The sequence below is a fragment of the Bacteroides sp. NSJ-48 genome, from assembly GCF_014287405.1.
Taxonomy (GTDB): Bacteria; Bacteroidota; Bacteroidia; order Bacteroidales; family Bacteroidaceae; genus Bacteroides; species Bacteroides stercoris.
The window spans coordinates 1-25,495 of the sequence record NZ_JACOOD010000050.1; the positions used below are offsets into that span (position 1 = coordinate 1).

The 25,495-nt window shown below is 49.6% G+C and carries 17 protein-coding genes and 1 pseudogene; 2 read left to right on the forward strand and 16 right to left on the reverse strand.

What is annotated here, in order from left to right; translation table 11 throughout:
- The first annotated feature begins 651 nt into the window (after positions 1–651).
- Positions 652–3,045 (forward strand): glycoside hydrolase family 20 protein, encoded by a 2,394-nt coding sequence (locus H8S52_RS16920; protein WP_186910273.1) that lies wholly within the window; start codon positions 652–654, stop codon positions 3,043–3,045.
- A gap of 113 nt (positions 3,046–3,158) precedes the next feature.
- On the opposite strand, the gene xyl3A is transcribed toward H8S52_RS16920, so the two are convergent.
- From xyl3A to H8S52_RS17000, 16 genes are all read right to left on the reverse strand, one after another.
- Complete coding sequence (gene xyl3A / locus H8S52_RS16925) at positions 3,159–5,747, reverse strand: xylan 1,4-beta-xylosidase (protein WP_186910274.1); 2,589 nt, start codon at positions 5,745–5,747, stop codon at positions 3,159–3,161.
- A 339-nt stretch (positions 5,748–6,086) separates the two neighbouring features.
- Positions 6,087–7,595, reverse strand: coding sequence for an MBOAT family protein (locus H8S52_RS16930; RefSeq protein ID WP_186910275.1), 1,509 nt, complete (start codon positions 7,593–7,595; stop codon positions 6,087–6,089).
- Positions 7,596–7,628: 33 nt separating this feature from the next.
- The gene (locus tag H8S52_RS16935; RefSeq protein WP_370527589.1) at positions 7,629–8,567 is read right to left on the reverse strand and encodes an SGNH/GDSL hydrolase family protein; all 939 of its coding nucleotides are present in this window, start codon (positions 8,565–8,567) and stop codon (positions 7,629–7,631) included.
- On the reverse strand, positions 8,551–9,927 hold the full coding sequence (locus H8S52_RS16940) for an SGNH/GDSL hydrolase family protein (RefSeq protein WP_186910277.1): 1,377 nt from the start codon (positions 9,925–9,927) through the stop codon (positions 8,551–8,553). Before H8S52_RS16940 ends, H8S52_RS16935 begins: the two co-directional genes overlap by 17 nt.
- Before the next feature lie 116 nt (positions 9,928–10,043).
- A complete protein-coding gene (locus H8S52_RS16945; RefSeq protein WP_005656430.1) occupies positions 10,044–10,337 on the reverse strand; it encodes a PG0541 family transporter-associated protein in 294 nt (97 codons plus the stop codon).
- Between the two features lie 24 nt (positions 10,338–10,361).
- A complete protein-coding gene (locus tag H8S52_RS16950) occupies positions 10,362–13,502 on the reverse strand; it encodes an efflux RND transporter permease subunit (protein ID WP_186910278.1) in 3,141 nt (1,046 codons plus the stop codon).
- A gap of 85 nt (positions 13,503–13,587) precedes the next feature.
- On the reverse strand, positions 13,588–14,610 hold the full coding sequence (locus H8S52_RS16955; RefSeq protein ID WP_005656434.1) for an efflux RND transporter periplasmic adaptor subunit: 1,023 nt from the start codon (positions 14,608–14,610) through the stop codon (positions 13,588–13,590).
- A 15-nt stretch (positions 14,611–14,625) separates the two neighbouring features.
- Positions 14,626–15,987, reverse strand: coding sequence for a TolC family protein (locus H8S52_RS16960; protein ID WP_117984956.1), 1,362 nt, complete (start codon positions 15,985–15,987; stop codon positions 14,626–14,628).
- An 18-nt stretch (positions 15,988–16,005) separates the two neighbouring features.
- The gene (locus H8S52_RS16965) at positions 16,006–16,674 is read right to left on the reverse strand and encodes a TetR/AcrR family transcriptional regulator (RefSeq protein ID WP_117907025.1); all 669 of its coding nucleotides are present in this window, start codon (positions 16,672–16,674) and stop codon (positions 16,006–16,008) included.
- A gap of 159 nt (positions 16,675–16,833) precedes the next feature.
- The gene (gene hutH / locus H8S52_RS16970) at positions 16,834–18,330 is read right to left on the reverse strand and encodes a histidine ammonia-lyase (RefSeq protein WP_186910279.1); all 1,497 of its coding nucleotides are present in this window, start codon (positions 18,328–18,330) and stop codon (positions 16,834–16,836) included.
- The gene (locus H8S52_RS16975) at positions 18,327–18,956 is read right to left on the reverse strand and encodes a cyclodeaminase/cyclohydrolase family protein (protein WP_005656442.1); all 630 of its coding nucleotides are present in this window, start codon (positions 18,954–18,956) and stop codon (positions 18,327–18,329) included. Before H8S52_RS16975 ends, hutH begins: the two co-directional genes overlap by 4 nt.
- Before the next feature lie 46 nt (positions 18,957–19,002).
- Positions 19,003–20,256, reverse strand: coding sequence for an imidazolonepropionase (gene hutI, locus H8S52_RS16980; RefSeq protein WP_117984955.1), 1,254 nt, complete (start codon positions 20,254–20,256; stop codon positions 19,003–19,005).
- Positions 20,257–20,312: 56 nt separating this feature from the next.
- The gene (gene ftcD / locus H8S52_RS16985) at positions 20,313–21,209 is read right to left on the reverse strand and encodes a glutamate formimidoyltransferase (protein ID WP_022104768.1); all 897 of its coding nucleotides are present in this window, start codon (positions 21,207–21,209) and stop codon (positions 20,313–20,315) included.
- 287 nt (positions 21,210–21,496) lie between these two features.
- Complete coding sequence (locus H8S52_RS16990; protein ID WP_022104767.1) at positions 21,497–23,476, reverse strand: urocanate hydratase; 1,980 nt, start codon at positions 23,474–23,476, stop codon at positions 21,497–21,499.
- A 347-nt stretch (positions 23,477–23,823) separates the two neighbouring features.
- Entirely contained in the window at positions 23,824–24,213 is a 390-nt protein-coding gene (locus H8S52_RS16995) for a hypothetical protein (protein ID WP_181987230.1), read from the reverse strand.
- A gap of 220 nt (positions 24,214–24,433) precedes the next feature.
- Positions 24,434–25,159, reverse strand: a complete 726-nt coding sequence (locus tag H8S52_RS17000) for a toxin-antitoxin system YwqK family antitoxin (protein WP_117667712.1) — start codon at positions 25,157–25,159, stop codon at positions 24,434–24,436.
- A 245-nt stretch (positions 25,160–25,404) separates the two neighbouring features.
- On the opposite strand from H8S52_RS17000, the pseudogene H8S52_RS17005 reads away from it, so the two are divergent.
- Positions 25,405–25,495 (forward strand): annotated as a pseudogene (locus tag H8S52_RS17005) (23S rRNA (adenine(2058)-N(6))-methyltransferase Erm(F)); the annotation flags it as partial.

Consider the following 25,495-nt stretch of genomic DNA (forward strand, 5'->3'; position numbering starts at 1 on the left):
TATAATATATGCGCATGCGCGCGGAAAGAAACAACGGAAGGCTGAAAGAAAACACGGAGATACGGAAGGGCATTGCATGACACCCGGGTCTTGACATGTCTGACATCCGGGTCTCGGCATGTTCGACATCCGGGTCTCGGCACGTTCGACACCCGGGTCTCGGACACAAGAAAAAGACTAACGGAACTAATGGCACAGGAAGGAGACGATACGGAAACATGCAACGAAAAGAAAGACAGAAAGAAAAACGGCAGAGGAAAGGATACAAAAAAACAACGACACAGTAAAAGAACAGAAGACACAGAAAAAAGGAGAAAGGCGGCTGACAGCCTGGAAAACACGAAGCAAGCCACAACCAGACAAACCTGTTAAAGGAAGATGCACGTTGTATTAAATGTTAACAGAAGCAACTGTCTTATAAACCGTGTTACCAAACAACAGATTTCCAGAAAAAATATTGGATAATACCAGGAATGGAATATCTTTGCAATGTGTTTTTCATAGTATTAGATTTAAGGTTAACAAAAAGATTGGCTGTCTGGGAGAGATAGCCTTTTTTTATGGAGTATGATAAAGAAATATGCAGCGCTCCTCTGTACATAATTTTTTTTCGTATATTTGCGAGAAACTTATTAAAAACCAATCAAATCTATGCTTACGAAACTTAACCACGTACTCCTTGCAGGTGTCGTAGCTTTGGCATGTTCTTCGTGCCAAACAGAAAAAAAGGCCGATTACCAAGTAATACCTCTCCCCCAAGAGGTTGTTCTGACACAAGAAAAGCCGTTTCTATTAAACAAAAATGTTTCCATTACCTATCCAGAAGGCAACCTCCTGCTGAAGCGCAACGCTGAATTCTTATCCGGATACATCCGGCAAGCCACCGGGTATACTCCTCCTGTAAAAGGCTTAAAGGACGGAGAAACGGCAAAGCATGCAATCAATTTAGGTTTAGATGCGGATATAGCCAATAAAGAAGGTTATGTGCTGACAACAACTTCGGAAGGTATTCTAATCAACGGGCAGACAGAGAACGGCGTGTTCTACGGTTGCCAGACATTACGGAAATCAATCCCCGCCGAAGCTCAGGGAGCTGATATTCTGCTACCGGCAGGCAGTATCAAAGACGAACCCCGCTTTACATATCGCGGTATGCATCTTGATGTATGCCGACATTTCTTCCCGCTTGAGTTCATAAAAGAATATATCGACTTACTGGCGCTACACAATATGAATACTTTCCATTGGCATCTGACAGATGACCAGGGATGGCGCATCGAAATAAAGAAATATCCGAAGCTGACGGAAGTCGGTTCAAAACGCAACTGCACCGTTGTCGGCAAGGCAAGAAGCGGAAAATATGACAACATTCCGTATGGCGGCTTCTACACGCAGGAACAAGCCAAAGAGATTGTGAAGTATGCACAAGAACGTTACATCACCGTAATTCCCGAAGTAGACCTGCCGGGACACATGCTTGCCGCTTTGGCCGCCTATCCTGATATGGGATGCACCGGAGGACCGTACAAAGTATCTCCCGACTGGGGTATCTTTGAAGATGTATTGTGCATCGGCAACGAACAGAGCATGCAGTTTCTTGAAGATGTAATGGCAGAAATCACCGAGATATTCCCTTCTAAGCTTGTACACATCGGTGGAGACGAAGCTCCCCGTACCCGCTGGGCCAAGTGCCCCAAATGTCAGGCACGCATCAAAGCGGAAGGCTTGAAAACAGACAAACAACATACAGCCGAGGACCGTCTGCAAAGCTATTGCATGACACGCATCGAAAAGTTCCTCAACAGCAAAGGAAGGCAAATTATCGGTTGGGACGAAATACTGGAAGGCGATGTGGCACCAAATGCCACTGTTATGTCCTGGCGTGGCACATCCGGCGGTATCAAGGCTGCACAAATGGGACATGACGTAATTATGACACCCAATCTTTACTGTTATTTTGACTATCTCCAAACTGCGGACAGTAAAGACGAACCTCTCGGCATAGGCGGATACGTACCGGTAGAGAAAGTATACAGTCTCGACCCTACCGCTTCGCTTACCGAAGAGCAGTCCAAACATATCCTCGGCGCACAAGCCAACTTATGGACAGAGTATATCGCCACTACCGAACATGCAGAGTATATGATACTCCCACGCATGGCTGCTCTTGCCGAAGTGCAATGGACACAGCCCGAAAAGAAAGATTACGCGGACTTCACCCAACGCCTGCCGCGCCTCATCAAGTTCTACCAACGGGATAGCATGAATTATGCCAAACATATATTCGATATCCAAGCAGAATATACCACTACCCAAGAAGAGGACGGAAGCGGTAGCGGAGCTATAGTAGCCACGCTTCGCACCATTGACAATGCTCCCATTTACTATACCTTAGACGGTACTGAACCCACTACAGCCTCCGAACAGTATAACGGAACCGGAATCGTTATCCGCCAGTCCGCCGACTTGCGTGCTGTTGCTATCCGCCCTGAAGGAAAAAGCAAGGTAACAGAAAAAAACTTCTACATCAACAAAGCCACTTTCTGCCCGATTGAGCTGATAGGTACACAGCCCACTCCGAAATACGCCTTTAAAGGCGCTACCGCTTTAGTAGACGGAATGAGCGGAATTGACAATTATGCAACCGGCGAGTGGATTGGCTTTTTGGATGGAGACGTAACGGCTGTTATCGACCTCGGTGCGTCAAACGGCAATGCCGCAGGCAAGACAGTTGCCGAATTACCGGAGATAAAGCATGTCTCTACCCATGCCGTAATAGACATGGGCGCCTGGGTTGCAGGATGTACAGGCCTGACAGTATCAGTGTCTGACGATAACAGAAGCTTCCGTGAGGTGGCAGCCAAAGAATTTCCCGTTGAAATGGACAGCCGTAAAAAAGCTGTGGCAAACTATGAAGTTACTTTCGAACCGGTGAAAGCACGCTATGTTAAAGTATTAATCAAGCGTACCCCTGCCCTGCCCAAAGGACATCCGGGAGAAGGAGGAACACCTTTCCTGTTTATCGATGAGATTGAAGTGGAATAAGGCAACTTATCAAAAACAGTAGCATATACAACAACTATCATCCTGTCATTCGGAGGAATCTAATATCCAAGAATGACAGGATGATATTTTCTGCGAAAGTGCATCTAAAACATTTATTCAATCACGAAACTCCCACGTTGCAAATCCCGATTCTGCGAGCTTTTCCCCACCATCACATCGTACCTGCCTGCACAAACCCGCATCGTATTACTTTGAGCATCCCACCATTCCAATTCCTTGCCGTTCAAATCGAACGCTACCTCAACACTCTTTCCGGCAGGAATGTGGACACGTTTAAAAGCACGCAAAGTCTTGCCCGGTCCTTCTGCGTCATCTTGCTTCTTGAGGTAAACCTGCACCACCTCTTCGCCGTCACGCTGACCGTTATTCGTAACGTTAACGGTCAACTTCAAAGGTTCTCCCACCTTAATCTGTTCCTTGGCCAAGGATAAGTTGCCATATTCAAAGGTAGTGTAGCTCAAGCCGTAACCAAACGGGAACAATGGTTGTTGAGTCATATAACGATAGGTACGTCCTGTCATATTATAGTCCTCAAAATCGGGAAGCTGAGACATATTGCGATAAAAAGTTACAGGCAAGCGTCCACCCGGATTATAGTCACCGAACAATACATCTGCCACGGCAGTGCCGCCCGCCTGTCCCGGATACCAAGCCTGTAGGATAGCTTCACAATTCTTTGTTTCAGGCTCCAAAGCGATGGGCGAACCGGAACAATTCACCAAAATTATCTTCTTTCCGGCACGATGCAATGCGTGAATCAATTCACGCTGAACAGCCGGCAATTCAATGTCCGTACGGTCTCCGCCCTTGAAACCGGGAAGGTTCACTCCCATCTCCTCTCCTTCCAAAAGAGGAGATATACCACCGGCAAAAACTACAACATCGGCCTCTTTCACACAAGCTACAGATGCATCGATATTTACCTTTTGCTTGAAGCCGATATCGAAATTCAGTTGCGCATCGCTTCTGAAATATTCAAAGTCAAGTTCGATGTCGTAAGGAACACCCGCTTTTACCTGTAGCGTATAGTCCAGTGACCTGCCACCATGCGTATTGCGGAAACGCTTTACTTCTTCGCCATTGATACGCAGGCAACCGGAACCGTATGTATAAATTTCGAATACCACTTCGCCCGATTGTAGAGGGGTGAGCACGCTGTTGTAAGTTGCCGAGAAGTCTGTCAGGTTTACGCCCGGTGCAAAAACCGTAGCTCCCGAGGTACAGAAGCGGAAAGGGGTGGTTACTTGTGTAGTAGTCACCGGGGTGCCCTCATGCTTTACATTGTTCCAATAACGTGCTGTAAACCCTTGTCCATCTGCCGACTTACACTGGTTGAACACGCTTTGAATCAGTGTTCTTTCCACCCAACTGCAACCCTGTTCATAAATCAGCTTATCGTCCGCTTCCAACGCGTTCCGTATTCCATCCAGAATGGTGACTGTATGTGACGGCATACCGTTATAATTGCCCCATTGCATTACGGAGTCATTAGCATTAGGTCCCATGACAGCTACAGTCAGACCGCCACGTTTCAAGGGAAGGATATTGTCTTTGTTTTGCAGTAATGTCATGGACTTGCGGGCTATATCCAAAGCCAATGAGTCGTGTGCAGCCGAAGCCACTACGGAGAAAGGAATCTTCGTCCAAGACACATCTTCCGGAGCGTCCATTTCTCCCAAAGCAAAACGGGCTTCCAGCAGGCGGAGCACAGCCTTATCAATGTCTTTCTCATCAATCTTGCCTTCTTGAGCTGCCTTTACCAATGCCTTATAACTGGAGCCACACTCCAAATCCGTTCCGTTCAGCACTGCGGCTGCCGAAGCAGACTCTGCATCGGAATATGCCTTATGCCCGTATTCATTATAAAAGTCGGCAATAGCGCCACAATCGGAAAGGACAATACCATCGAATCCCCAATCGTTACGGAGAATTTGTATCAGCAAACGGTTGCTGCCGCAACAAGGCTCTCCCTCGAAACTGTTATAGGCACACATCACCTCCTTTACACCGGCTTCCTTCACTAACGCCTCAAAAGGCGGCAGATAGGTTTCATACAAATCACGTGTGCTAAGGTTCTCCACGTTGAAAGAATGACGGTTCCATTCCGGACCGGAATGTACAGCAAAGTGTTTGGCACAAGCATGCAACTTATCGTATCTTCCGTCATTGGTTCCTTGCAGACCTTTCACTACCATGACACCCATGCGACTGGTGAGATAAGGGTCTTCACCGTAAGTCTCAATACCCCGTCCCCAACGCGGATCACGGTAAATATTCACCGTAGGCGTCCACATGGTAAGTCCCTGATAACGCTCATAACTGCCCTGCGATGCGTAATATGTATTTTTTGCACGCGCCTCATCCGATACGGCATTGAATACTTCATATACTGTTTGCGGCGAAAAAGAGGCCGCCATACCTATCGGTTGCGGAAAAACCGTAGCCAATCCGGCGCGTGCCACACCGTGCAGCGCCTCGTTCCACCAGTTATAGGGTTTGATACCCAAGCGCTCCACCGGTTGGGAAGTGTCCATCATCAATGCTACTTTTTCTTCCAAAGTAAGTTCTTTCAGTAAAAGTTCCGCCCGCTTATCCGGAGTCAAAGAGGTTGTTCTGTACGTAGGTTGGCTGCACCCTATCAACAATAGAAGAGGCAACCAACAGATAAGTTTCCGTTTCATGGTTGTTGCTGTTTTAATGATAGTAATCAGATTTATTTACCGTACAAAGATACAGGGTTACCCGATATACCATTGTGCCAAATGTTTCATAAAGTTTACTGTATGTATCATGACATATACTATTTAAACATATTAATCCGGTAGAAAAGAATAATACCGGCAGCATGCTAATAATGAAAGGAATACGTGTACCAAGATATTTCACGCCGTGGTACACGCCGTACCACAGTATGGTACGAGCAGTACCTTACTAAGGTACGAGCCCTACCACCCTTTGGTACATGAGCTACCAAAGAGCGGTACAGGGAATACCAGCAGCCGGTACCAGCAGTACCACCCTTAGAACTGGAAGTAAATGAACGGTTGTATCTCCGAACTCTTCATCTGAATAACCAGATAGACTATGGCAACCAGCAGCAATGCCTTCCCTATCAACGGAAGACGAACGACCGCCTTGCTGCAAGCATGCTCCCAACTATCAGGCACGAAATGCAGGAAGAAGCCGAGCGCCATCAAGGCAAACACTTCCCAATAGCCCACTATCAGTTGCGGGAAAAGCCCGGGACGGAAAGTCGTGAATATCTGCCTCAACATATCCAACGAAGCGGAGAAATCGGCATTGCGGAAGAATATCCAGCAGAAGCAGACGAAGTGGAACGTAATGACGATGCCGAAGAAGCGGCGGATGCCACGACTGCGTTCGCCCTTCTTCCGTCCGGTAATGCCCATCCAGAACTTATGGACAGCCAAAGCAACGCCATGCAACATTCCCCAAAACACAAAATTCCAGGAAGCCCCATGCCACAAGCCGCCCAAGAACATGGTAATGATAAGGTTGGCATACTGGCGTATCTTGCCCTTACGGTTGCCGCCCAGGGATATATAGAGATAATCGCGCAGCCAACTGGAAAGCGAGATATGCCAACGACGCCAGAACTCCGTAATGGATGCCGACTTATAAGGCGAGTCGAAGTTTATGTTGAAGTGAAAGCCCAATAACAAGGCAATGCCGATAGCCATATCGCTATATCCGGAGAAGTCGCAATAGATTTGCAGCGCATAGCCGTAAACACCCATAAGGTTTTCCACACCCGAATACAAGGTAGGATTATCGAAGATGCGCTCCACAAAGTTGATACTGATATAGTCCGAGATAACTGCCTTCTTGAACAGTCCGCTCACAATAAGGAAAATCCCCCTGCCGAACATCTCTCTGGAAACAAACAACGGACGGCGGATTTGCGGAATAAAGTCGCGTGCACGCACAATGGGACCCGCCACCAACTGCGGGAAGAATGATACATAGAATGCATAGTCCAACAAGTTGGTGAGAGGCGTTATCTCCTTGCGGTACACATCGATTGTATAGCTCAGCGACTGGAACGTAAAGAAGGATATACCCACAGGCAGGAAGATGTCCATTGCGGTAAACGTGCTGCCCGTGAGCGAAGCAAAGAAATCGCAGAGAAAGTTCGTATATTTAAAATAGCACAGCAGTCCCAGGTTTATCGCCAGACTGGCTGCAACCCACATTTTGCATTGCCACTGCACGGTGGCACGCGCCATAAGGCGGGCTATGAAGAAATCGCTCACCGTAACGATAGCCAGCAGAAAGAAATAGGCACCGCTGCTTTTATAATAGAAATAGTAAGAAAACAGGGTGACGAACATCAGGCGGGCGGTGGTGCGGCGCTGCAAAAGCAGGTAGAACAGGATAAAGGCTGCAAACAGCCACAGGAAAATACCGCTGCTGAATATCATCGGTGCATGCGGATCGTACACCAGCAGGTCGTGCAGGCGGGTAAGGTCTATATTCAGTTTGTTCAAAAGTTCGCTAATATTCCACATCGGTCGGTTTACGGCTAAATGAGTTAACTACATTCACTGACTGCAATAGTCATTATACGCTTTCAGCAGAGCGCGATAGAACATCTCGCCCTGCAATGCATATCCTTCCGGAAGATAATGCACATGGTCGGGACGCATCAGACGCGCTTCCTGCCAGTTGAGACAAGCCCGGCGGACACCGCCGAAAGTCTCGTACATATCCCACACCGCCAGTCCGTTGGCATCGGCAAAACGGCGGATGGTCTGTGCGGCAACAGCAGTACGGGGATTAATCTTATAGGTACGCCGGCGACGGCGCTGACGGAAACTATCGTATGAACCGGGCGGAGTAGTCATCAGCATCGGAACATCGGGCAGACTCTTGCGAAGCATGCACACCAGTTCTTCCATCTGCCGGTAGTGCAGTATGGAGTTATACCGCCGGTTGTGGCTCTCGTTCGTTCCGAAAGAGAGAATGACAAGGTCGGGATGCAACGCAGCGATATCCGCCACACGGTCCGGACGGGTAAAGGTTGTACAAAACGCACCGTTTATCCCCATGTCCGTATAAGACAGTGCTCCGAATGTTCTTTGAAGCAACCCGCCCGTGGTTTCGGGAAAGATATGGCCACGGATATGGCTGTCGCCCACATGCACGATGCGTACCGTATCGGCAGCGATGCCCAGACGGAGCATGCGCAGTTTCTCCCAAAAGGGCTTCAGGATACCGATGCTGTCTATCAGCTCGTTCCCGCCCAGTTGCCGAAAGGCTGTGGGCAGGGTGATGAGAGGAATGGGCAACGTATCCGTACGCTGTCCGTAGATTCTAAGCGTGTCGCAATCAAATGCCGTTTTCTGAAGCCGGGGACAACCCGGAAGCACATCTTGGGCATAGTTCCGTTGCACCGGCAGGAAGAGCAACGCCAATACCGCGCAGCAAACGGCAAACCGTAAATCGGCCAAGTACCGGCTCCTTTTATGGCTCCGCTTCATAGGCACGCCTCCTGTCGTATTGTTCTTTGCCATAAACCAGAGCCTCATAAAGCAGTTCCGCCAGATGCTTGCCGCCACGGAAGTTGATATGCGTATAATCGTAATTGGCTAAAGAAGGTTTGGCATGCACCATATCCGCCATACTGCCTTCACCGCCCATAGCTTCGAACATATTCCAGAAAGCCACCCCACTGTCTGCCGCCAGATTCTGCTGGTAACGGATAAGGTTTTTAATGCCGAGCATGGTCCGCAGGCTGCCCTCTTCGGTTTTATACTCGCGGTCGCCCACACCGACAATGAGAATTCCGGCTTGGGGGAAGGCTTGCTTCAAATGGGCAATGGTCGTCAGCATACCGTCGCGATAGCGGTCGTAATTACGCCCGCGTTCCGTAGCTACGTTCAGTCCGTACTGAAGGACTATCAAATCGTACGGACGCAGTTCGTTAAATTCGCGCATAGTCCGGACAGGTATGGAACGCAAAGACAGACCAGAACTGCCCCGAAGCGAAAAATTATCGACGGCAATCCCTTGCGTGCCGTCCATAGCCACTCCGTAGAATAAGGTAGAATCGGCGCTCTCCACTTTCCAACGTACAGAGCCGATACGTCCTGTTACATCCATTTCACGAAGTCCGTCGGCAGGCGGGAATGTTCCGGTCTGCGGTTCGCCCTTGTTTACGGATGCCGAAAGGCGGGCTTCGCCTTTATTATAAAAGAAGATAGAAGCACGTTCGCAAGTATCGAGCCGGGAAGCATACTTCCTCTGTCCGCCAAGTTCTACGTACGCTCCGGGAGTCGGAATAAAATAATGGCCCGAAACACCTTGTTTGCCACGGTCGAAGAATACGGAGTCCGTAACGGAATGGCTCTGCCAGCCGCCAAAGCTGTGCCGCACCGTAGGCCGATAGCCGTTGACCGGAGAAGTAATCGTCACGAAGCCTACCCCGCAGCCGCCATAACGTTCCTGCAACATCGCACGCAGGTCGGCCGTCAGGATATCCGCCTCAATGAAAGAATCTCCGAAATAGGCGATACGCACCGGACGGGGCTTTGCCGCCAGCTCATCCAGCGCGCGATAGAAAGGTGTCATGCCGCGCAGGGTGGAGTCGCTGTAATCCTCAATGCAGGTCATGCCGCTGCGACAGGTATCCACAAAGGCGGGCTTCACTTTCGGGGGCGGCGGCAACAGACTGTCCGGTTCGCTCACGACTTCCGGCACGGGACGCACATCGCCAAGTATGTCTACCCGCCTCAACACATGGCCCCCTATCGTGCCCCCCGGCAGCAAGTTCAGCAGCAGAAGTACCGCCAGCACAATAAGCATCAGCCAACCTGTATGTTTTAAAACGCTCTTTTCCATAACTAATCCGGACGCAAAGATAAAGAATCGGATGAAAATAAATATCGTCCTTCCTAAAAAGAAATCGTCAGGTTCATTTTAACACAGTCTTGACTGCTGTTTGTGTGGCAGAAACTTTAAACAGTCCGCTCTATGTTCCAGACAAATGCCCGGAGCCCCAATTGCTCGGTCTGCTTGTCCATGTTGTGAAGGACCTCCAGCAGGGGCTCTACCCGCTCGTCCTCTACCATTGTAAGAATGGCGGAGCACATGGAAGGCCAGGCGTGACTGCCGTAATGAGGCTCACCGGTCTTGGAACCGCGCCCGCGAACCTGCTCCCAATAAGTGAAGCCCCGGCAATTGAGCCGGTCGAGTGTAGCAATGATACGCTCGTAATATGCCTGATCGAATGTAATTAATACTGATTTCATTATTCAATTATTAAATGTCAACTATTAATTATTAGCCTGTTCCTCGAAGTAAGCATCCAATTGCTTGCGCATCTTGCGACGTTGGCGTTTGATGCCGACACCACCGAAGATACAGTACATCGTAGGAACGTAAATCAAAGTCAGAATGGTGGAAACCGCCAGACCGCCGATTACGGCAATCGCCATAGGACTCCACATCTCAGAACCCTGACCGCTGCTGATGGCCATCGGAATCATACCGAGAATGGTAGTCATGGTCGTCATCAACACCGGACGGAGACGACTCTTGCCTGCCGTAACCACGGCATTCAGCACCGACTGCCCGCGTTCGCGGCAGAGAATGGTGTAGTCGATGAGTACGATACCGTTCTTCACCACGATACCGATCAACATGATACTGCCCAGCAGACTCATCACACTCAGCGTCGTATTGGTTATGAACAGCGCCATTAGCACACCGCTCATGGCAAACGGCACGGAGAGAATCAGAATAAACGGATAGGTAAGCGACTCGAACTGGGCTGCCATTACGATAAACACGAGGATGATAATCAATACGCCGAGTGTTCCCAAATCGCGGAACGAATCCTGCTGGTCCTCAAAGGAACCCGCCACCTGAATGGTTATGTCGGACGGTTTCTCCATTCTATCGATAATGGCATTGCCCGCAGCCACCACGTCACCCAACGGAGCGCCGGAGATGACGGCAGACACCGTTACGATACGTTCACGGTCCTTACGCTCGATAGTAGGCGGAGCAAAACGTTCCACCACCTTTCCCAAATCCTTGATACGGACGCCCTCGCCTTTGGCATTGTATACCAATATGTTCTCGATACTTTCAAGACTGGTACGGTATTCGGGGGCGTAGCGCACCTTGATATCATATTCATCGCCGTCTTCACGATACTTGGAAGCCGTAGCGCCATTGATGCGGTTGCGCAGATAGGTGGCAGCAGTAGAAAGGTTCAGTCCGTGAAGCGCCAGCTTCTCGCGGTCGAAGTCCACCTGGTATTCGGGCTGGTAATCACTGCGGCTGATGTTGACTTCAGACACACCTTTTACGTTCAGCAGTTCGCGCTTCAGGCGGGCGGCAACGCTATCGGTTTCTTCCATACTGTAGCCATATACCTCGAAATCAGCGGATGCCTGGGCCGACATACCCGTATTACTACCTCCGAAAATAACCTGTGCCTTACTGAATTCGGGATAAGCCTTCAGGTCTTCGCGCATTTCCTCGCAGACAGTCTCCAGCGTAATATCCCGGTCTGCCGGATCTACCAAACTGATATTGAAGGAAATGATGTGCGAACCGTTGTCCTGCATGGAAGCCCAGGTATTATCCGAATCGGCCTGCCCTACGGTATAGTTGCATATCTTCATGACACCCTTATACTTCTGCAGCCACTGATTGGTAAGTTTCTGCGAAACCTCCTGCGCCACTTCTTTACGCGTACCGATAGGCAACTCCAACTGTACGGCAATACGGGCATTGTCCTGCGCCGGGAAGAACTCCGTACCAATGGTCTTTGCACAGAACAGGCTCAGGATAAAGAATATCACACAACCGACAAGCACGACCATACGATGACGTACCGCCCAGTTGAGCATACGTGCATACCAGTTGTCCAAACCGTCCAATGTGCGTTCTATCGGTCCGAAGAATATCCGGAACATCTTGGACTGTTTACGCTGCAAGCGGAGCAGTTGCGAACAGAGCATCGGCGTCAGCGTCAAAGCCGAAACGGTGGATACAAACATAATGGCGCACATCATCCAGCCCAACTGCTTGAACAGCACGCCGGACATACCGGTTACCATGGTCAGCGGGAAGAATACGGCAATCATCGTCAGCGTAGAAGCCACTACGGAAATAGCCACCTCGTTCGTTCCGTGAACCGCCGCCTGCTTCGGGTCGGAACCGCGCTCGATATGTGTCGTGACATTCTCCAACACCACAATGGCATCGTCTACCACCATACCTATGGCTATGGAGAGTGACGAAAGCGAAATGATATTAATCGTATTCCCCGATATTGCCAGGTATATGAACGAAGCAATCAGAGAAAGCGGAATCGTAATACAGATAATCAATGTAGCCCGCCAGCGTCCCAGGAACAGGAATACCACAATCACGACGAACAGCAGGGCGTACATCACCGTCTCCGTCAGACTGTCGATAGTGTTCAGGATGTTTTCGGACGTGTCCACAATGACGCCCAACTTCACATCGCTCGGCAGGTTCTTCTGCAGACGGGGCAACGCCTCCTGTACTTTCTTGGAAATTTCCACCGAATTGGCGCCCGACTGTTTCTGAACCACAATCATCGCACCCTGCACACCGTTGTTATAGGTTTCCTGCGCACGTTCCTCCACGGTATCCACAATCCGGGCTACGTCGCGCAGGTAAACGGTAGCACCGTTATAGGTGCCCACCACCACATCCGCCAGTTCACGGGAATCGTCAAACTCACCCTCCACACGCAAGGAATAAGTCTCATTGCCGATGTCGAAATTACCGCCCGGTATGTTCTTGTTCTCCGCACCGATAATGGAACTGATTGTTTCGATACTCAAGTTGTACGCCTCCAGCTTATAGGGGTCGCAGTACACCTGGATTTCACGCTGCGGCGCACCGCTGATAGACACCGTACCCACACCGGGAATACGCGCCAGAGGGTTTACCACACGGTCGTCCAGTATCTTGTAAAGCGCCGACTGGCTTTCGTTTGCCTGTACGGACAACAGCACGATAGGAATCATATCCGTACTGAACTTGAAGATGATAGGATTCTCCACATCATCGGGCAGTTCGGAACTAACCATATCCAACTTGTCGCGCACATCGTTTGTCAGCACGTCAATATCATTACCGAACTCAAACTCCAACGTAATCAGCGACATATTCTCCGAAGAACGGGAAGTGATGTGCTTCAAATCGCTGACTGAGTTCAAAACATTCTCCAACGGACGGGTCACGTTGTTCTCGATATCCGAAGCACTTGCTCCCGGATAGGCCGTCATCACCATAATCGTATTCGTATCAATGTCCGGATACAAATCAATAGGCAACTTGGACAACGAGGATAGACCAAATATCACCACTGCCAGGAAGCAGAGCGAAGTCATAATCGGTTTCTTAACCGCACCTTCATATAAACTCATATTATTAGGGATTAGCGTTTAGTGATTAACATTTAGTGTTTAGTGATTAGTAATAAGAACTTATTTATCGGCAAACCACTAATCACTAATCGCTAACCGCTATTTCTACTTCCATTCCGTTCACCAGTTTGGTTTGTCCGGCTATAACCACCCGGGAGTTGTCGGGCACACCGGAAATCAGCTCGTATTCGGCCCCCATACGACGTCCAAGCTCTACCTTATTATAGGTAACCTTGCCGTCCTTGTACACATATACATAACGGTCGCCGGAACCGGATTGCTTCACGATGGCCAAATCGGGTACAACCACATTGTTTTTGGTTCCGAAGTTAAGCGTGGCGCGGGCAAACATTCCGGGACGTACCCTCCGGTCTTTATTGGCGAGTTTAATCTCTACCGGAAAAGTACGGGTGTTCGGGTCTACTGTAGGATACACCAGACTGATATAGCCTTCAAAGGGTTCGTCTCCGTAGACATCCAGCTTCACGGCTACCGGAGCGCCTTTCTTCACTTGGGTAAAGTAAGTTTCGGAAACATTGATAAGCAGCTTCACCGGCATAATCTGCTCTACCACCAGCACGGGTTCGCCGCCGCTGTACATATCGCCGCTGTCATAGTTTCGGGCAGTTACAACACCGTTTATCGGACTGAGCAACGCGGTATTCTCCAGCAGATTGCGGTAGGCCGTTTCTTTTATGTCCAGCGCCATCTTGGCTGCATCCCACTCCGATTTGGATGCACCGCCCACTTTATACAGTTCGTCCATACGCTTGAACTCAATCTCCTGATTATCCAACTGGAACTTTGTCTGTTTCAGGTTTGCCTCATCCATGCTGACCAGCTTCTGACCTTTGGACACGCGGTCGCCCACTTCCACCAATATCCTGTCGATGCGTACCGGAGAGGAAGGAGCTATGTTGTTCTTTACCTCTGCTTCTACGGTAGCTGTGTACTCATGAATCTGCTCTACCGGACGTGCTTTTACATCCGCCAGCTTCACTCTCGGCTTTTCGTCCACCTGCTCAACGGCAACTTTATCTTTTCCACCGCTGCAAGCGCCCAACAGTGCTACTGCAAGCAGGGCAATCAATTGAAAACGTTTCTTCATATCGTTGTTCTTGTTTTATTTCTGATTACTGATGATATAGTCTCTTCCCAATACCTGGTCAAGGTCGGCCTTAGCCACCAGGTAGTCATATATGGATTGGTTGTAAGTAAGCTCCGCCTCGGTGAGCTGAACCTGCGAAGTATTCAGTTCGAGTACCGTACCCTTGCCCACTTCATAACGCTTGCCGGCAATCTGCACCGCCTTTTCGGCCTGCATCACATTCTCCTTGTTACTGGATACCTGCTCCGAGCTGGCTGCCATGTTATCCTGGTAGCTTGTAATCTGCATGTTCAGCTTACGTTCCGTATCGATACGGTTCTGATCTAACTGGCGCATCTGGATGCGGTTGGATTTCAGTTTCGTAAAGTTGCTTGCCTTATATAAAGGAATAGTCAGATTGAATACCAGCGAGGAGCTGCCGCTGTAATGGTAATCGAAGATGTTCCAACTGTCGTTGTTCATGGACTGGTACTGATAAGAATACCCCAGTCCTATCGTCGGCATGAAGTTGGTGCGCAAGGACTTGATATTCTTCTGAAGCATCAGACGGTTTAACTCCAATTGCTTCATGGTGGTATTGTTCACCAAGCCCTCGTGAGCGTCATTCTCCAACTGATTGGCAAACACGATACTTTCATAGGCCGCCAAACTGTCGTCAATCTTAATCTCTACATCGGCGGTAACGCCCATCAGCACCTTAAGTTGCAGTTTGGAAAGCGTAACGGCATTTCCGGCGGAAATGACACTCGGCTTCACGCTACGCATCTGCACCTCGGCGGTGATTTTATCGAATTCGCTTACCGCCCCCTGCTGATATTTGGCATTGACAATATGATAATTTTCTTCCGCCAGTTCATAGCTTTTCTGCAAAACTTCGTACGAGTCCTGCGACAGCATCAGCTGATAGTAGGCTTTGGTCACCTGGTTCACCAAATCCAGTTTGGAAGCCCGCGACTTCTCCACAGCCAGCTCTATATCCGTCTTGGTCATCGACATGGCGCGATAGACGGAAGGGGCAAACAATGGCAAACTGATATTCAATGTTCCCGCAGCGGTATTCGCCTTGTCCTGTCCCATTTTCACGATTTGGTCGCCGATACTGAACTGCGGAGCCGTGATGGTATGGCTCATACTTCCCGTAATACTTGCCTCGGGCAACAAGTTCTGCCAAGTTTCCTTACGGCTCACTTTCTTGAGGGCAATCTCCTCTTCCGCCACTTTAATGGTGGGATTGTCGCTCAAAGCAATCTCCAAGGCTTTGTCAAGGTTCAAGGTCAGGGTATCCTTCGTCCCTTGCGCCCGTGCATGGCTGCCTGCCAAGACTATGGCAATAAGCAAAAGCCATTTTTTACCCTCAAAAAATCTCTGCATCTTCATAAACTATTAATTGTTATTCTATTTGGTTTTCGTGTCATTGTCTGCGGGCAAAACCTTTTTACGGTATTCCCGGATAAACGCTTCCAGCTCGTGCGCCCCCTGTTCCGTAGAGATTCCGCGCAGAAAAGTGAACATTATAGACTCATAGACTTCAAGGAAGGAATACTCTTTGCAGATGTCCGTATTCATCAACACGTCTATCTGCTCCCTTACCAACAGATTGATAATGGCAAAGTTTACATCATCACGGAAAATGCCCTGCTTCACACCTTCCTTAAAGAAGTTTACCGTTTCTTCCGAATCCTGGTTATGACGGTTCGTCATCAGCGCATAGGCTTTGGGATACTTCTTGATGTCTTCAAAGAACTTCTTATTGGTGGCATGGAACTGTTCGATGCTGCGCTGATAGCATTTCAGCAGGACTTCCAATACATTTCCGGAGGTGGCAAGTACATTCTTCAAAAATTCATCCCCTTCCTTCTGACCTTTCAGTATGCACTCTTCCAACAAAGTTTCCTTATCCGAAAAGACTTCATAAAGGGTACGTTTGGAAATGCCCAGTGAAGTGGCAATATCATCCATTGTAATACTCTTGATGCCGTGCGCAGAAAAAGCTTCCACCGCAGTATCAATAATCCGCTCTCTCAGTTCCGGGCGGGGGACAAGATGCTTGGTATATTCGCTCATTTCTCTTTCTTTTAAAATTCAAAAACTCTTTTTATCCATTTTTCAAAATAAAAACAAGCAAATATAGAAAGAAAACTTAATTAAGCAATTAAGTTTTCTTTCTTTTCTCAAACGGTTAATAAAAATTAGGGATATAACAGATATACAAGGAGAAATATCCTAATAATCAAATTTGGTGCGGCTGAGAAATGCCACTGTCTTATGGATTTCCTTATACATTACAATATCGTCCTTCACAAAGGGAACTTCCTTGCGGTATTCGCACAGGAAACGTTCCAGAATGGGCGAAGTCTTTTGCGGACGGCGGAAGTCGATACCTTGCGCGGCATTCATCAATTCAATGGCAAGGATATGTTCCAGATTGTCCATGATGCGGAACAGCTTTGTTGCGGCATTGGCGCCCATACTCACATGGTCTTCCTGCCCGTTGCTGGATACGATGGAATCGCTGCTGGCGGCATAACAGTACATCTTGTTCTGGCTCACCATGGAAGCGGCGGCATATTGGGGAATCATGAAACCCGAATTCAGACCGGGATTGGCAACCAGGAACTCCGGCAGTCCGCGCAACCCCATGATGAGCTGGGCAATGCGGCGTTCGGAGATATTACCCAACTCGGCAAGGGCGATGCTCAGAAAGTCGTACGAAATAGCCAACGGCTGCCCGTGAAAGTTTCCACCCGAAATGATGCGGTCTTCATCGGGGAAGATAGTAGGATTGTCCGTTACGGAATTGATTTCGGTCAGCAGTACCGAAGACACATACCTGATGGCATCCTTCGTGGCGCCGTGCACCTGCGGAACACAACGGAAAGAGTACGGATCCTGCACATGCTTGCCGGGACGGGCGATGAGTTCGCTGCCTTCCAACAGCTTGCGGACGTTCTCGCCTGTCTCGATTTGTCCTTTGTGGGGACGGATTTGCTGGATACAATCCATGAAGGGGTCGATACGGCCGTCAAAGGCTTCCAACGAAAGGGCTGCTATCAAATCGGCTTTCTTGGAGAGGCGGAAGGCTTTAAGGATGGCAAAGACACCATTGGCGCTCATAAACTGCGTACCGTTCAACAAAGCAAGTCCTTCCTTGCTCATCAACTTGACGGGCTCCCAGCCGAACTCGTCGAGTACACTGATTGCCTCGCGCTTCTTACCTTTATAATATACATCGCCCACACCGATAAGCGGCAGGAAAAGATTGGCAAGCGGCGCAAGGTCGCCCGATGCTCCGAGCGAACCGCGGTCGTAGACGATAGGCATCACATCGTTATTGAAAAAGTCGAGGATGCGCTGTACGGTAATCACCTGCACACCGCTATGCCCCAAAGAAAGCGCATGTGCCTTGAGCAGCATCATCAGCTTGATGATGACCGGACGTATCTCCTCGCCCACACTGCAAGCATGGCTCTTGATAAGGTTCTCCTGCAAGATGCCCACTTCGTCTTGCGATATATTCTTACTACACAACGAGCCGAACCCGGTAGTTATTCCATACAAAGGCTCTGCCGATTCAACAGTTTTCTTATCCAGATAGTCGCGGCATTTCTGTATGCGTTCCTTAGCTTCGGGAGCCAGCTCAAGTTTCAGGTTCTCGTTAATGATGCGTTCGATAAGTTCGAAAGTCAGCTCGCCCGAACCGACATAATAGACATTCTTCATACTTTGAGCTCCTCATTGATTTCGTCCAACAATTCTTTTTCTTTGGCGCAGGCAAGGCGTTCCAGTTCATCGGCTTCGGCTTGCAGTTTGGCAACGAACTCCTTATCCTTCAGCGAACCGAGGTTAATGCGCACATTCATCAAGGCTCCCAACACGGCAGAGCGGGCCGACATCATTGCCACGCAGGCATCGGTTACGGCATTGCGGTTGCCCAGGCGGGCTACGTCCATAATGACGGTCATCAGTTCGAAGGCATTGCGCGCCACCTGCATAGGCACAAGTGCGGCAAACTTCGTAGCTTCCTGAATGGCTGCACTGCGAGCAGCCTTTTCCTCATCGGTGGCCTTCGGCATCTTGAAGCAGGCAAATACGCTGTCGTAGGCTTCGGAGTCGCGGTCTATGTCGCCGATGAAGGTGTCTTTCACTTGCAAAGCCACTTCGGAGATATGTTTCATCAGTTCTTCATGCTCCTCATAGCCTTTCTTGCCAATGGTGAGGTTGGCAACCATTGCCGCCAAAGCCGAAGCGACGGCTCCATTCAATGCGGCGATGCTTCCGCCGCCGGGGACGGGATCGCTGCCCGCCACTTTATTCAAAAACTCTTTGACTGTTAAATCGACTAACATGGGATTTAAGTATTAAATATAAAGTATAAAGTATTAGTTTTCTGTTTCAAAGCACCGGATAAAGCACGCCTTCCTTCACCGTAGTGTGTACACAGTTCATCCCCACGTAATAGGGCAGGAAATGGTAATTGTCCGTGTTCAGCACCACAAAGTCTCCTTTCTTTCCCACCTCGATACTGCCGATGCTGTCGGCCCGGTTCAAGGCGGCGGCTCCATTCAGTGTGAGGGCGGTTATGGCTTCTTCGATACTTATCTTCATATAGATACATGCCAGCGCAAAGGTCAGCGGGATAGAACCGGAGAAACAACTGCCGGGGTTGAGGTCGGTGGCCAATGCTACGGCACAGCCCGCATCAATCATCTCGCGCCCGCGGGCATACGGCTCTTTCAGGGCAAAGGCGGTAAGAGGGAGCAATGTGGCAACCACGCCTTTATCCGCCATGGCACGGATGTCGGCATCGGAAGCATGCAGCAAGTGGTCGGCAGAGACGGCAGAGAGTTCCGCAGCCAGCCCCGCACCACCCAGCGGTACGATTTCATCGGCGTGGAGTTTCAGTGCCAGTCCCATTTCACGGGCGGCGGTCAGCAAGCGGCGGGACTGTCCGATAGAGAACACGCCTTGCTCGCAAAAGACATCGCAAAACTCTGCCAGCCGGTTTTGAACAACGGCGGGCATGACTTCACGGATAATGAAATCCACGTAATCGTTCGTGCGTCCATTGTATTCCTGAGGCACTGCATGCGCGCCCAGAAACGTAGGAACGATGTCCACACGCTTGTGCTCATCATTGTTCAGACTGCGCATCACACGGAGTTGCAGCAACTCGGTTTCCTTGTCCAGGCCGTAGCCGCTCTTGCCCTCGACGGTGGTAACTCCCATAGTGCTCATCTGCTTCAAGAAGCCCTCTGCCTTGGCGCGCAGTTGGATAAAGTTGCACTCACGCGTAGCTTTCACCGTACTGACAATGCCGCCGCCACGCTCCATAATGGACATATAGCTCTCGCCTTTCAACCGCCAGGAGAATTCTTCGGCACGTTCCCCGCCAAACACGAAGTGCGTATGCGAATCGACAAAGCCGGGCAAAAGGCACTTGCCGCGGGCGTTGTAATGCCAGTAGCGCTGATAATAGCCGTCGCGCTCCTCGCCACGGTTAGGGCCTACGTAGGTGATGACGCCTCCGGTAACTTCCACCGTAGCGTCATCGATGATGCAAAGTTCTTCCATTTCCCTGCCGCGGCGGGCGGAAAAGCCGACGGGAGTTACGACACGGGCATTGAAGATTATCAGATTTTCTGTCATAGCTGTTTCTGTTTCATTTTCTTCCGGTTACTCGCGCAGTCTGCGTATTCCTGCACTCATTCCATTATCCGGGCTTCCAGCACCTGCTGCATCGAGAAGTTCTCCAGTCCGAGGTAATAGGAAGCCGTATCAATCAGCGCTTCCATAGGTACGAGACCTATAATCTCACTGCCCACGATGCTGACACCGTAGCGGCGCGCTTCGATGCGTACCAGTTCGAAGGCACGGTAAAGCGCCGTGCGGGTATAGTCGGTCATGTTGATGGATACCTGGGTAATTCCTCGGTCTTTCAGTTCCACGCCCATAGCCTTGCAGTAGCGCAGTCCGCCGCCGATGAAACGTATCTTTTTGGCAATGTCGTGCGCAATCTCCAGACTCGGCGTATTGAGGTTGATGTTATAGGCCACCAACGGCATGCGTGCTCCCACTGCCACCGTACCTGCGGTAGGATGACGTTCGGCGGGACCGAAATCGGGTTGCCATTCGGGAAGCTTTATCTTCTCCGCCATGCCCTCGAACTCTCCTTTACGGACAGCCGCAAGGTTCTCGCGGTGAGGTGCCGAAGCAGATTTTTCGTAGAGGAATACAGGCAGGTTATAACGTTTTGCCACTTCCGCACCCACTTCCTTAGAGAGTGCAATGGCCTCTTCCATGGTCACATTCTTGATTGGGATAAAAGGAACAACGTCCACAGCGCCCATACGGGGATGCTGCCCCTGATGTTTGTTCAGGTCGATGAGCTGTACAGCCACGCCGATGGCTTCGAGCACGGCATCGCGGAGCGGTTCGGGCTCGCCCACTACGGTAACCACCAGCCGGTTGTGGTCTTCATCGTTACTGTAATCCAGCAACTTCACACCTTGTTTGCCACGGAAAGGGGCTACAATACGGTCTATTTTCTGCAAGTCACGTCCCTCGCTGAAATTGGGGACACATTCTACGATTCGGTTCATAACGGTTATGTTTTTGGAGCTTACTACAGAAGAGACGGTATTTTTCTTTGATATTATCTCCGGACAGACCTATTATTTTTTCAGACAGAAGAACAAAAGGACATAAACTATGCAGGCGGATACCTGCCGGACATCACAGTTAAGTTTATCCTCTTAACCTTATATCTTTTTGTGCATTTGTTCTTTGGTTCTCTTATATTCTGAATATCCTTTATGTTCTTTGGTTCGTCTGTCTGAAAAAGAATACTCTTATGTCCTTATCTCCTCTATAACTAAGCCTGTTACTATTATTTTATATATTTATCAATCAGTTCTTCATCCGCCACGTAAGGCATCGTGATGTGATAGCCTTCCGCATGGGTGCGGTTAAACTCTTCGCTGGTTTCCATGGCATGTGCATTTCGTGCCCACGAACGGCGTGCCACACCGCCCATCACATCCCAAAGCATGGCAGAGCGCAAGATTTCGTCCACCCGTTCGGAACCGTCGCACACCATGCCGAAGCCGCCGTTAACGGCCTTGCCGATACCTACTCCACCGCCGTTGTGCAACGCCACAAGGCTCATGCCCCGCGCGCAGTTTCCGGCAAAGCATTGCACCGCCATGTCCGCCATTACGTTGCTGCCGTCCTTGATGTTGGATGTCTCGCGGAAAGGAGAGTCCGTACCGCTGACATCGTGATGGTCGCGTCCCAGCATAATGGGACCTACTTCGCCGCGGCGCACCATTTCATTGAAGCGCAAGGCAATCTTCATGCGTCCCTCGGCATCCTGATAGAGGATACGCGCCTGTGTGCCTACCACCAGGTTGTTCTTCTCGGCATCGCGTATCCAGTTATAATTATCCAAATCCTGTCCGCGGCGGGTAGGGTCGATGCACTCCATGGCGGCACGGTCGGTCTTTACCAGGTCCTCGTGCTTGCCGCTAAGACATACCCAACGGAAAGGCCCGTAGCCGTAATCGAAGAGTTCCGGCCCCATAATGTCTTCCACGTAGCTGGGGAAGATGAAACCGTTCTTGTCGCTGCCGTTGCGCGCTATTTCGGGAACGCCGGCATCATAAACGGCTTTCATGAAAGAGTTGCCGTAATCGAAGAAGTACGTGCCCCGGCCGACAAGCTCTTTTATGGCAAGGAAATGGCGCTTCAACGTGGTATCCACCTTACGGCGGAATTCGGCAGGATTCTCATGCAGCATCCGGGTACGCTCCTCGAAGGTCAGTCCCACGGGGCAGTAGCCGCCGTCGTATGCCGCATGGCAGGATGTCTGGTCGGAAAGCAGGTCTATATGTATCTGTTCCTTTACGGCATATTCCAAAAGGTCCACCACATTGCCGTGATAGGCGATGGAAATCGGAGTGTGACTGTCCATGGCCTCTTTGGCCAGCGCAAAGGCTTGCGGCAGCGAATCCGTTACGTGTCCCACCCAGCCTTGACGGTGGCGGGTTTCGATACGCGAGGCATCCACTTCGGCTATGACAGCCGCCGCACCGGACATCTCGGCAGCTTTGGGCTGGGCGCCGCTCATACCGCCCAGACCGGAAGAGACGAAAAGCCGTCCGCGCAGGTCACCGTCCTGAGGGATACCGAGCTTCAGCCGTCCGGCATTCAAAAGGGTGTTGAAAGTGCCGTGCACAATGCCCTGCGGCCCGATATACATCCACCCGCCGGCAGTCATCTGACCGTAATTGGCTACACCCATCTGCATGGCTGTATGCCAGTCCTGCTGATTATCATACAGCCCTACCATCATTGCATTCGTAATAATGACGCGCGGCGCTTCGGGTTTCGACTTGAAGAGTCCCAGCGGATGCCCGCTTTCGATAACGAGCGTCTGGTCATCGGTAAGGACTTCAAGGTATTGTTTTATCAGGCGATACTGCATCCAATTCTGGCACACCTGCCCCGTCTCACCGTAAGTGACAAGTTCGTAAGGGTAAAGGGCTATGTCGAAACAAAGATTATTGTCTATCATCACCTGAAAGGCCTTACCCTCGATGCAGCGTCCTTTGTATTCGTCGATGGGCTTTGCCTTGAGGTCGCCTTGCGGACGGTAGCGGTAGCCGTAAATGCGTCCGCGCGTACGAAGTTCTTCCATAAATTCCGGAGCGAGTGTTTCGTGCAGTTCTTTAGGGATGTAGCGTAGGGCATTCTTCAATGCCGTAGCGGTTTGTGCCGCGTCAAGAGTGTAGCCGCGGTCGGGCGCCCGCCGGATACCTTCTACGAAGGTGGGATAAGGGGGCAGTGTTTTGCTTAAAGTTATCTCCATAGTATATAAGGTGAATAGTTACAATTTGTCAGAATACACTGGCTTGTATCTGCCGCAATATAAAAATAATTCCCGATATTCGCAATAGAATACCGGGAATTTTATCATTTAGTAAAGTTGGAATAGTGTACAGCTTATTCTTGATCACGGATTTTCATTTTAGCAATATCATCGCGATAATCCGGTATAGACCTGCACAGGATTAGTCTTTCAGCTTATTTTTCAGGCAAAGGCAGAATACGTCCCTTGAAACTGTAATTTCCTGCCATGTAAACCTTGTTCGCCTGCACGGAACATTGGTTGGAATCGTGATAAAGCGTCATTACCCACTCGAATACCCGATAATGCTAACTCCCCTGCACCCGCAAACTGATGTTGACATCTCCGTTATGCCGCACTTCCGGTTCGCCTATCTGCAAATCGGCCTCACCTCCATTCAACGGAGAGATGCCGGAGAATAGTTTCGAACCGTCGACTTCACGCGTAAGGTAGGCCCGCAGTTTGTCCCCCTTTATTACAAAATAGCTACCTGAGACCTGCTGCGTACGAAGTTTTTCGGGGCGGTCGGAAGGGATATAAATCTCTTCCAATACAATCTTGCAGTTGCCGGATGTCAATGCCTGCAAGGCAACATGATGAGCCGTTTGTCCTTCTACGGTATCGACAGTTCTGCAACCAGAGAACACTACGGCAAAAGCCAAATACAAAAAAAGCGCAACCAAGAATCGTCCTTTCATACTATTTTAGATTTTTCTCGGTTTGACTTAACCGATTGAGAAATAAACTTTTAGCGAATTATTTGAGAAATAGAGGTAACGATTTAGCAACTGTGCGAATTTCAGTGTTTTGCGTTGCTATGCTGTCAAATAACTCTTTCATTTGCAAATATAACATCTTTTTCCGAAAGTACGAAGTTTCGGTGGCGATTTTATAAAATCAACTTGCGAAAAAAGAAAATCATTCATCCCATTCATGGGTTGTGTCATCGGTGGCGTTGTACTGTTTCCAACGTCCCGACTTCTCGCCGTCGGTGTATTGTCCCTCGATGGTTATATAGGGTTTGCCGTCCCGTGTCGATTCCACACGATAAGAGCCGTCAAGTTTTCCGTTACGGTAGTGTCGTGTAGTCCTGCTGCGAAGCGTGCGCCCATCCTCAAAAATTTCCCATTCCTCACCCTCTTTTTTGCCGTCTATATAATGAGATTCAAAAATCTGCTCACCCGTCTTGCTGTCAAAGCGGCGTTCCCTTCCGCTCTCCACACTCTGCCTATACTCCTTTTCGGTTTCTATTTTGCCGTTACGAAAATAGGTCTTTACAGTTCCGTCTATCTTGCCTTGCTGCATGGGTGTTTCTTTTCGGGGAGTAACGCCATCTTGGTAATACTCCGTGAATATGCCGTTGCGCTTTCCTTTGGCATATATGCCCGATTCACGCAGTACCCCATCACGATAGCGGAGATAATCACCGTTTATTATGCCGTCGGAAAGTTTAACACGCTCCTCGTCAAACCCTCGTATAATGCGATATTCTCCCTGCAACGGCTGTTTACTGCCTTTTTCATAATAGACCGTGCGCCGTGCGTTATCCGTTATAGTCTGTAAATCGTCCCATTTTACTATTTGTTGTGCGGAAGCCGTGCCACACAATAGCCAAAAGAGGTATAGTGTTAATATTCTATTCATTGTATTTTTGCTTTTCGAGGTTGATAACGGTTCTCAGCTATACGCAGGCAGGGATTTTAACCACTGAACTTCCTACGAAGAACTGAACTTTAAATTTACCACTTAACTGTCCTACGAAGCACGAAACCCCTGCTTGCGTATAGGTGATGTTATGCGGTCGGTTTTCATTTTCTCTTCTTTCTCGTTAATTTATCAAGCAAAGTTACTAAATTTGCAGTCAAGTATTCACCTGTAAGAAGTTACTAATGACAAAAAAGAAATTGCCCGTTCGTTTTACGGGTCAGCACTTTACTATTGATAAAGTGCTAATAAAAGATGCAATAAGACAAGCAAATA

What these genes read in the sequence shown, in the direction of transcription:
- H8S52_RS16920 (WP_186910273.1), top strand. Translation starts at nt 652, where the DNA reads ATGCTTACGAAACTTAACCACGTACTCCTTGCAGGTGTCGTAGCTTTG.
- xyl3A (WP_186910274.1), bottom strand. Translation starts at nt 5,747, where the DNA reads ATGAAACGGAAACTTATCTGTTGGTTGCCTCTTCTATTGTTGATAGGG.
- H8S52_RS16930 (WP_186910275.1), bottom strand. Translation starts at nt 7,595, where the DNA reads ATGTGGAATATTAGCGAACTTTTGAACAAACTGAATATAGACCTTACC.
- H8S52_RS16935 (WP_370527589.1), bottom strand. Translation starts at nt 8,567, where the DNA reads ATGAAGCGGAGCCATAAAAGGAGCCGGTACTTGGCCGATTTACGGTTT.
- H8S52_RS16940 (WP_186910277.1), bottom strand. Translation starts at nt 9,927, where the DNA reads ATGGAAAAGAGCGTTTTAAAACATACAGGTTGGCTGATGCTTATTGTG.
- H8S52_RS16945 (WP_005656430.1), bottom strand. Translation starts at nt 10,337, where the DNA reads ATGAAATCAGTATTAATTACATTCGATCAGGCATATTACGAGCGTATC.
- H8S52_RS16950 (WP_186910278.1), bottom strand. Translation starts at nt 13,502, where the DNA reads ATGAGTTTATATGAAGGTGCGGTTAAGAAACCGATTATGACTTCGCTC.
- H8S52_RS16955 (WP_005656434.1), bottom strand. Translation starts at nt 14,610, where the DNA reads ATGAAGAAACGTTTTCAATTGATTGCCCTGCTTGCAGTAGCACTGTTG.
- H8S52_RS16960 (WP_117984956.1), bottom strand. Translation starts at nt 15,987, where the DNA reads ATGAAGATGCAGAGATTTTTTGAGGGTAAAAAATGGCTTTTGCTTATT.
- H8S52_RS16965 (WP_117907025.1), bottom strand. Translation starts at nt 16,674, where the DNA reads ATGAGCGAATATACCAAGCATCTTGTCCCCCGCCCGGAACTGAGAGAG.
- hutH (WP_186910279.1), bottom strand. Translation starts at nt 18,330, where the DNA reads ATGAAGAATGTCTATTATGTCGGTTCGGGCGAGCTGACTTTCGAACTT.
- H8S52_RS16975 (WP_005656442.1), bottom strand. Translation starts at nt 18,956, where the DNA reads ATGTTAGTCGATTTAACAGTCAAAGAGTTTTTGAATAAAGTGGCGGGC.
- hutI (WP_117984955.1), bottom strand. Translation starts at nt 20,256, where the DNA reads ATGACAGAAAATCTGATAATCTTCAATGCCCGTGTCGTAACTCCCGTC.
- ftcD (WP_022104768.1), bottom strand. Translation starts at nt 21,209, where the DNA reads ATGAACCGAATCGTAGAATGTGTCCCCAATTTCAGCGAGGGACGTGAC.
- H8S52_RS16990 (WP_022104767.1), bottom strand. Translation starts at nt 23,476, where the DNA reads ATGGAGATAACTTTAAGCAAAACACTGCCCCCTTATCCCACCTTCGTA.
- H8S52_RS16995 (WP_181987230.1), bottom strand. Translation starts at nt 24,213, where the DNA reads ATGAAAGGACGATTCTTGGTTGCGCTTTTTTTGTATTTGGCTTTTGCC.
- H8S52_RS17000 (WP_117667712.1), bottom strand. Translation starts at nt 25,159, where the DNA reads ATGAATAGAATATTAACACTATACCTCTTTTGGCTATTGTGTGGCACG.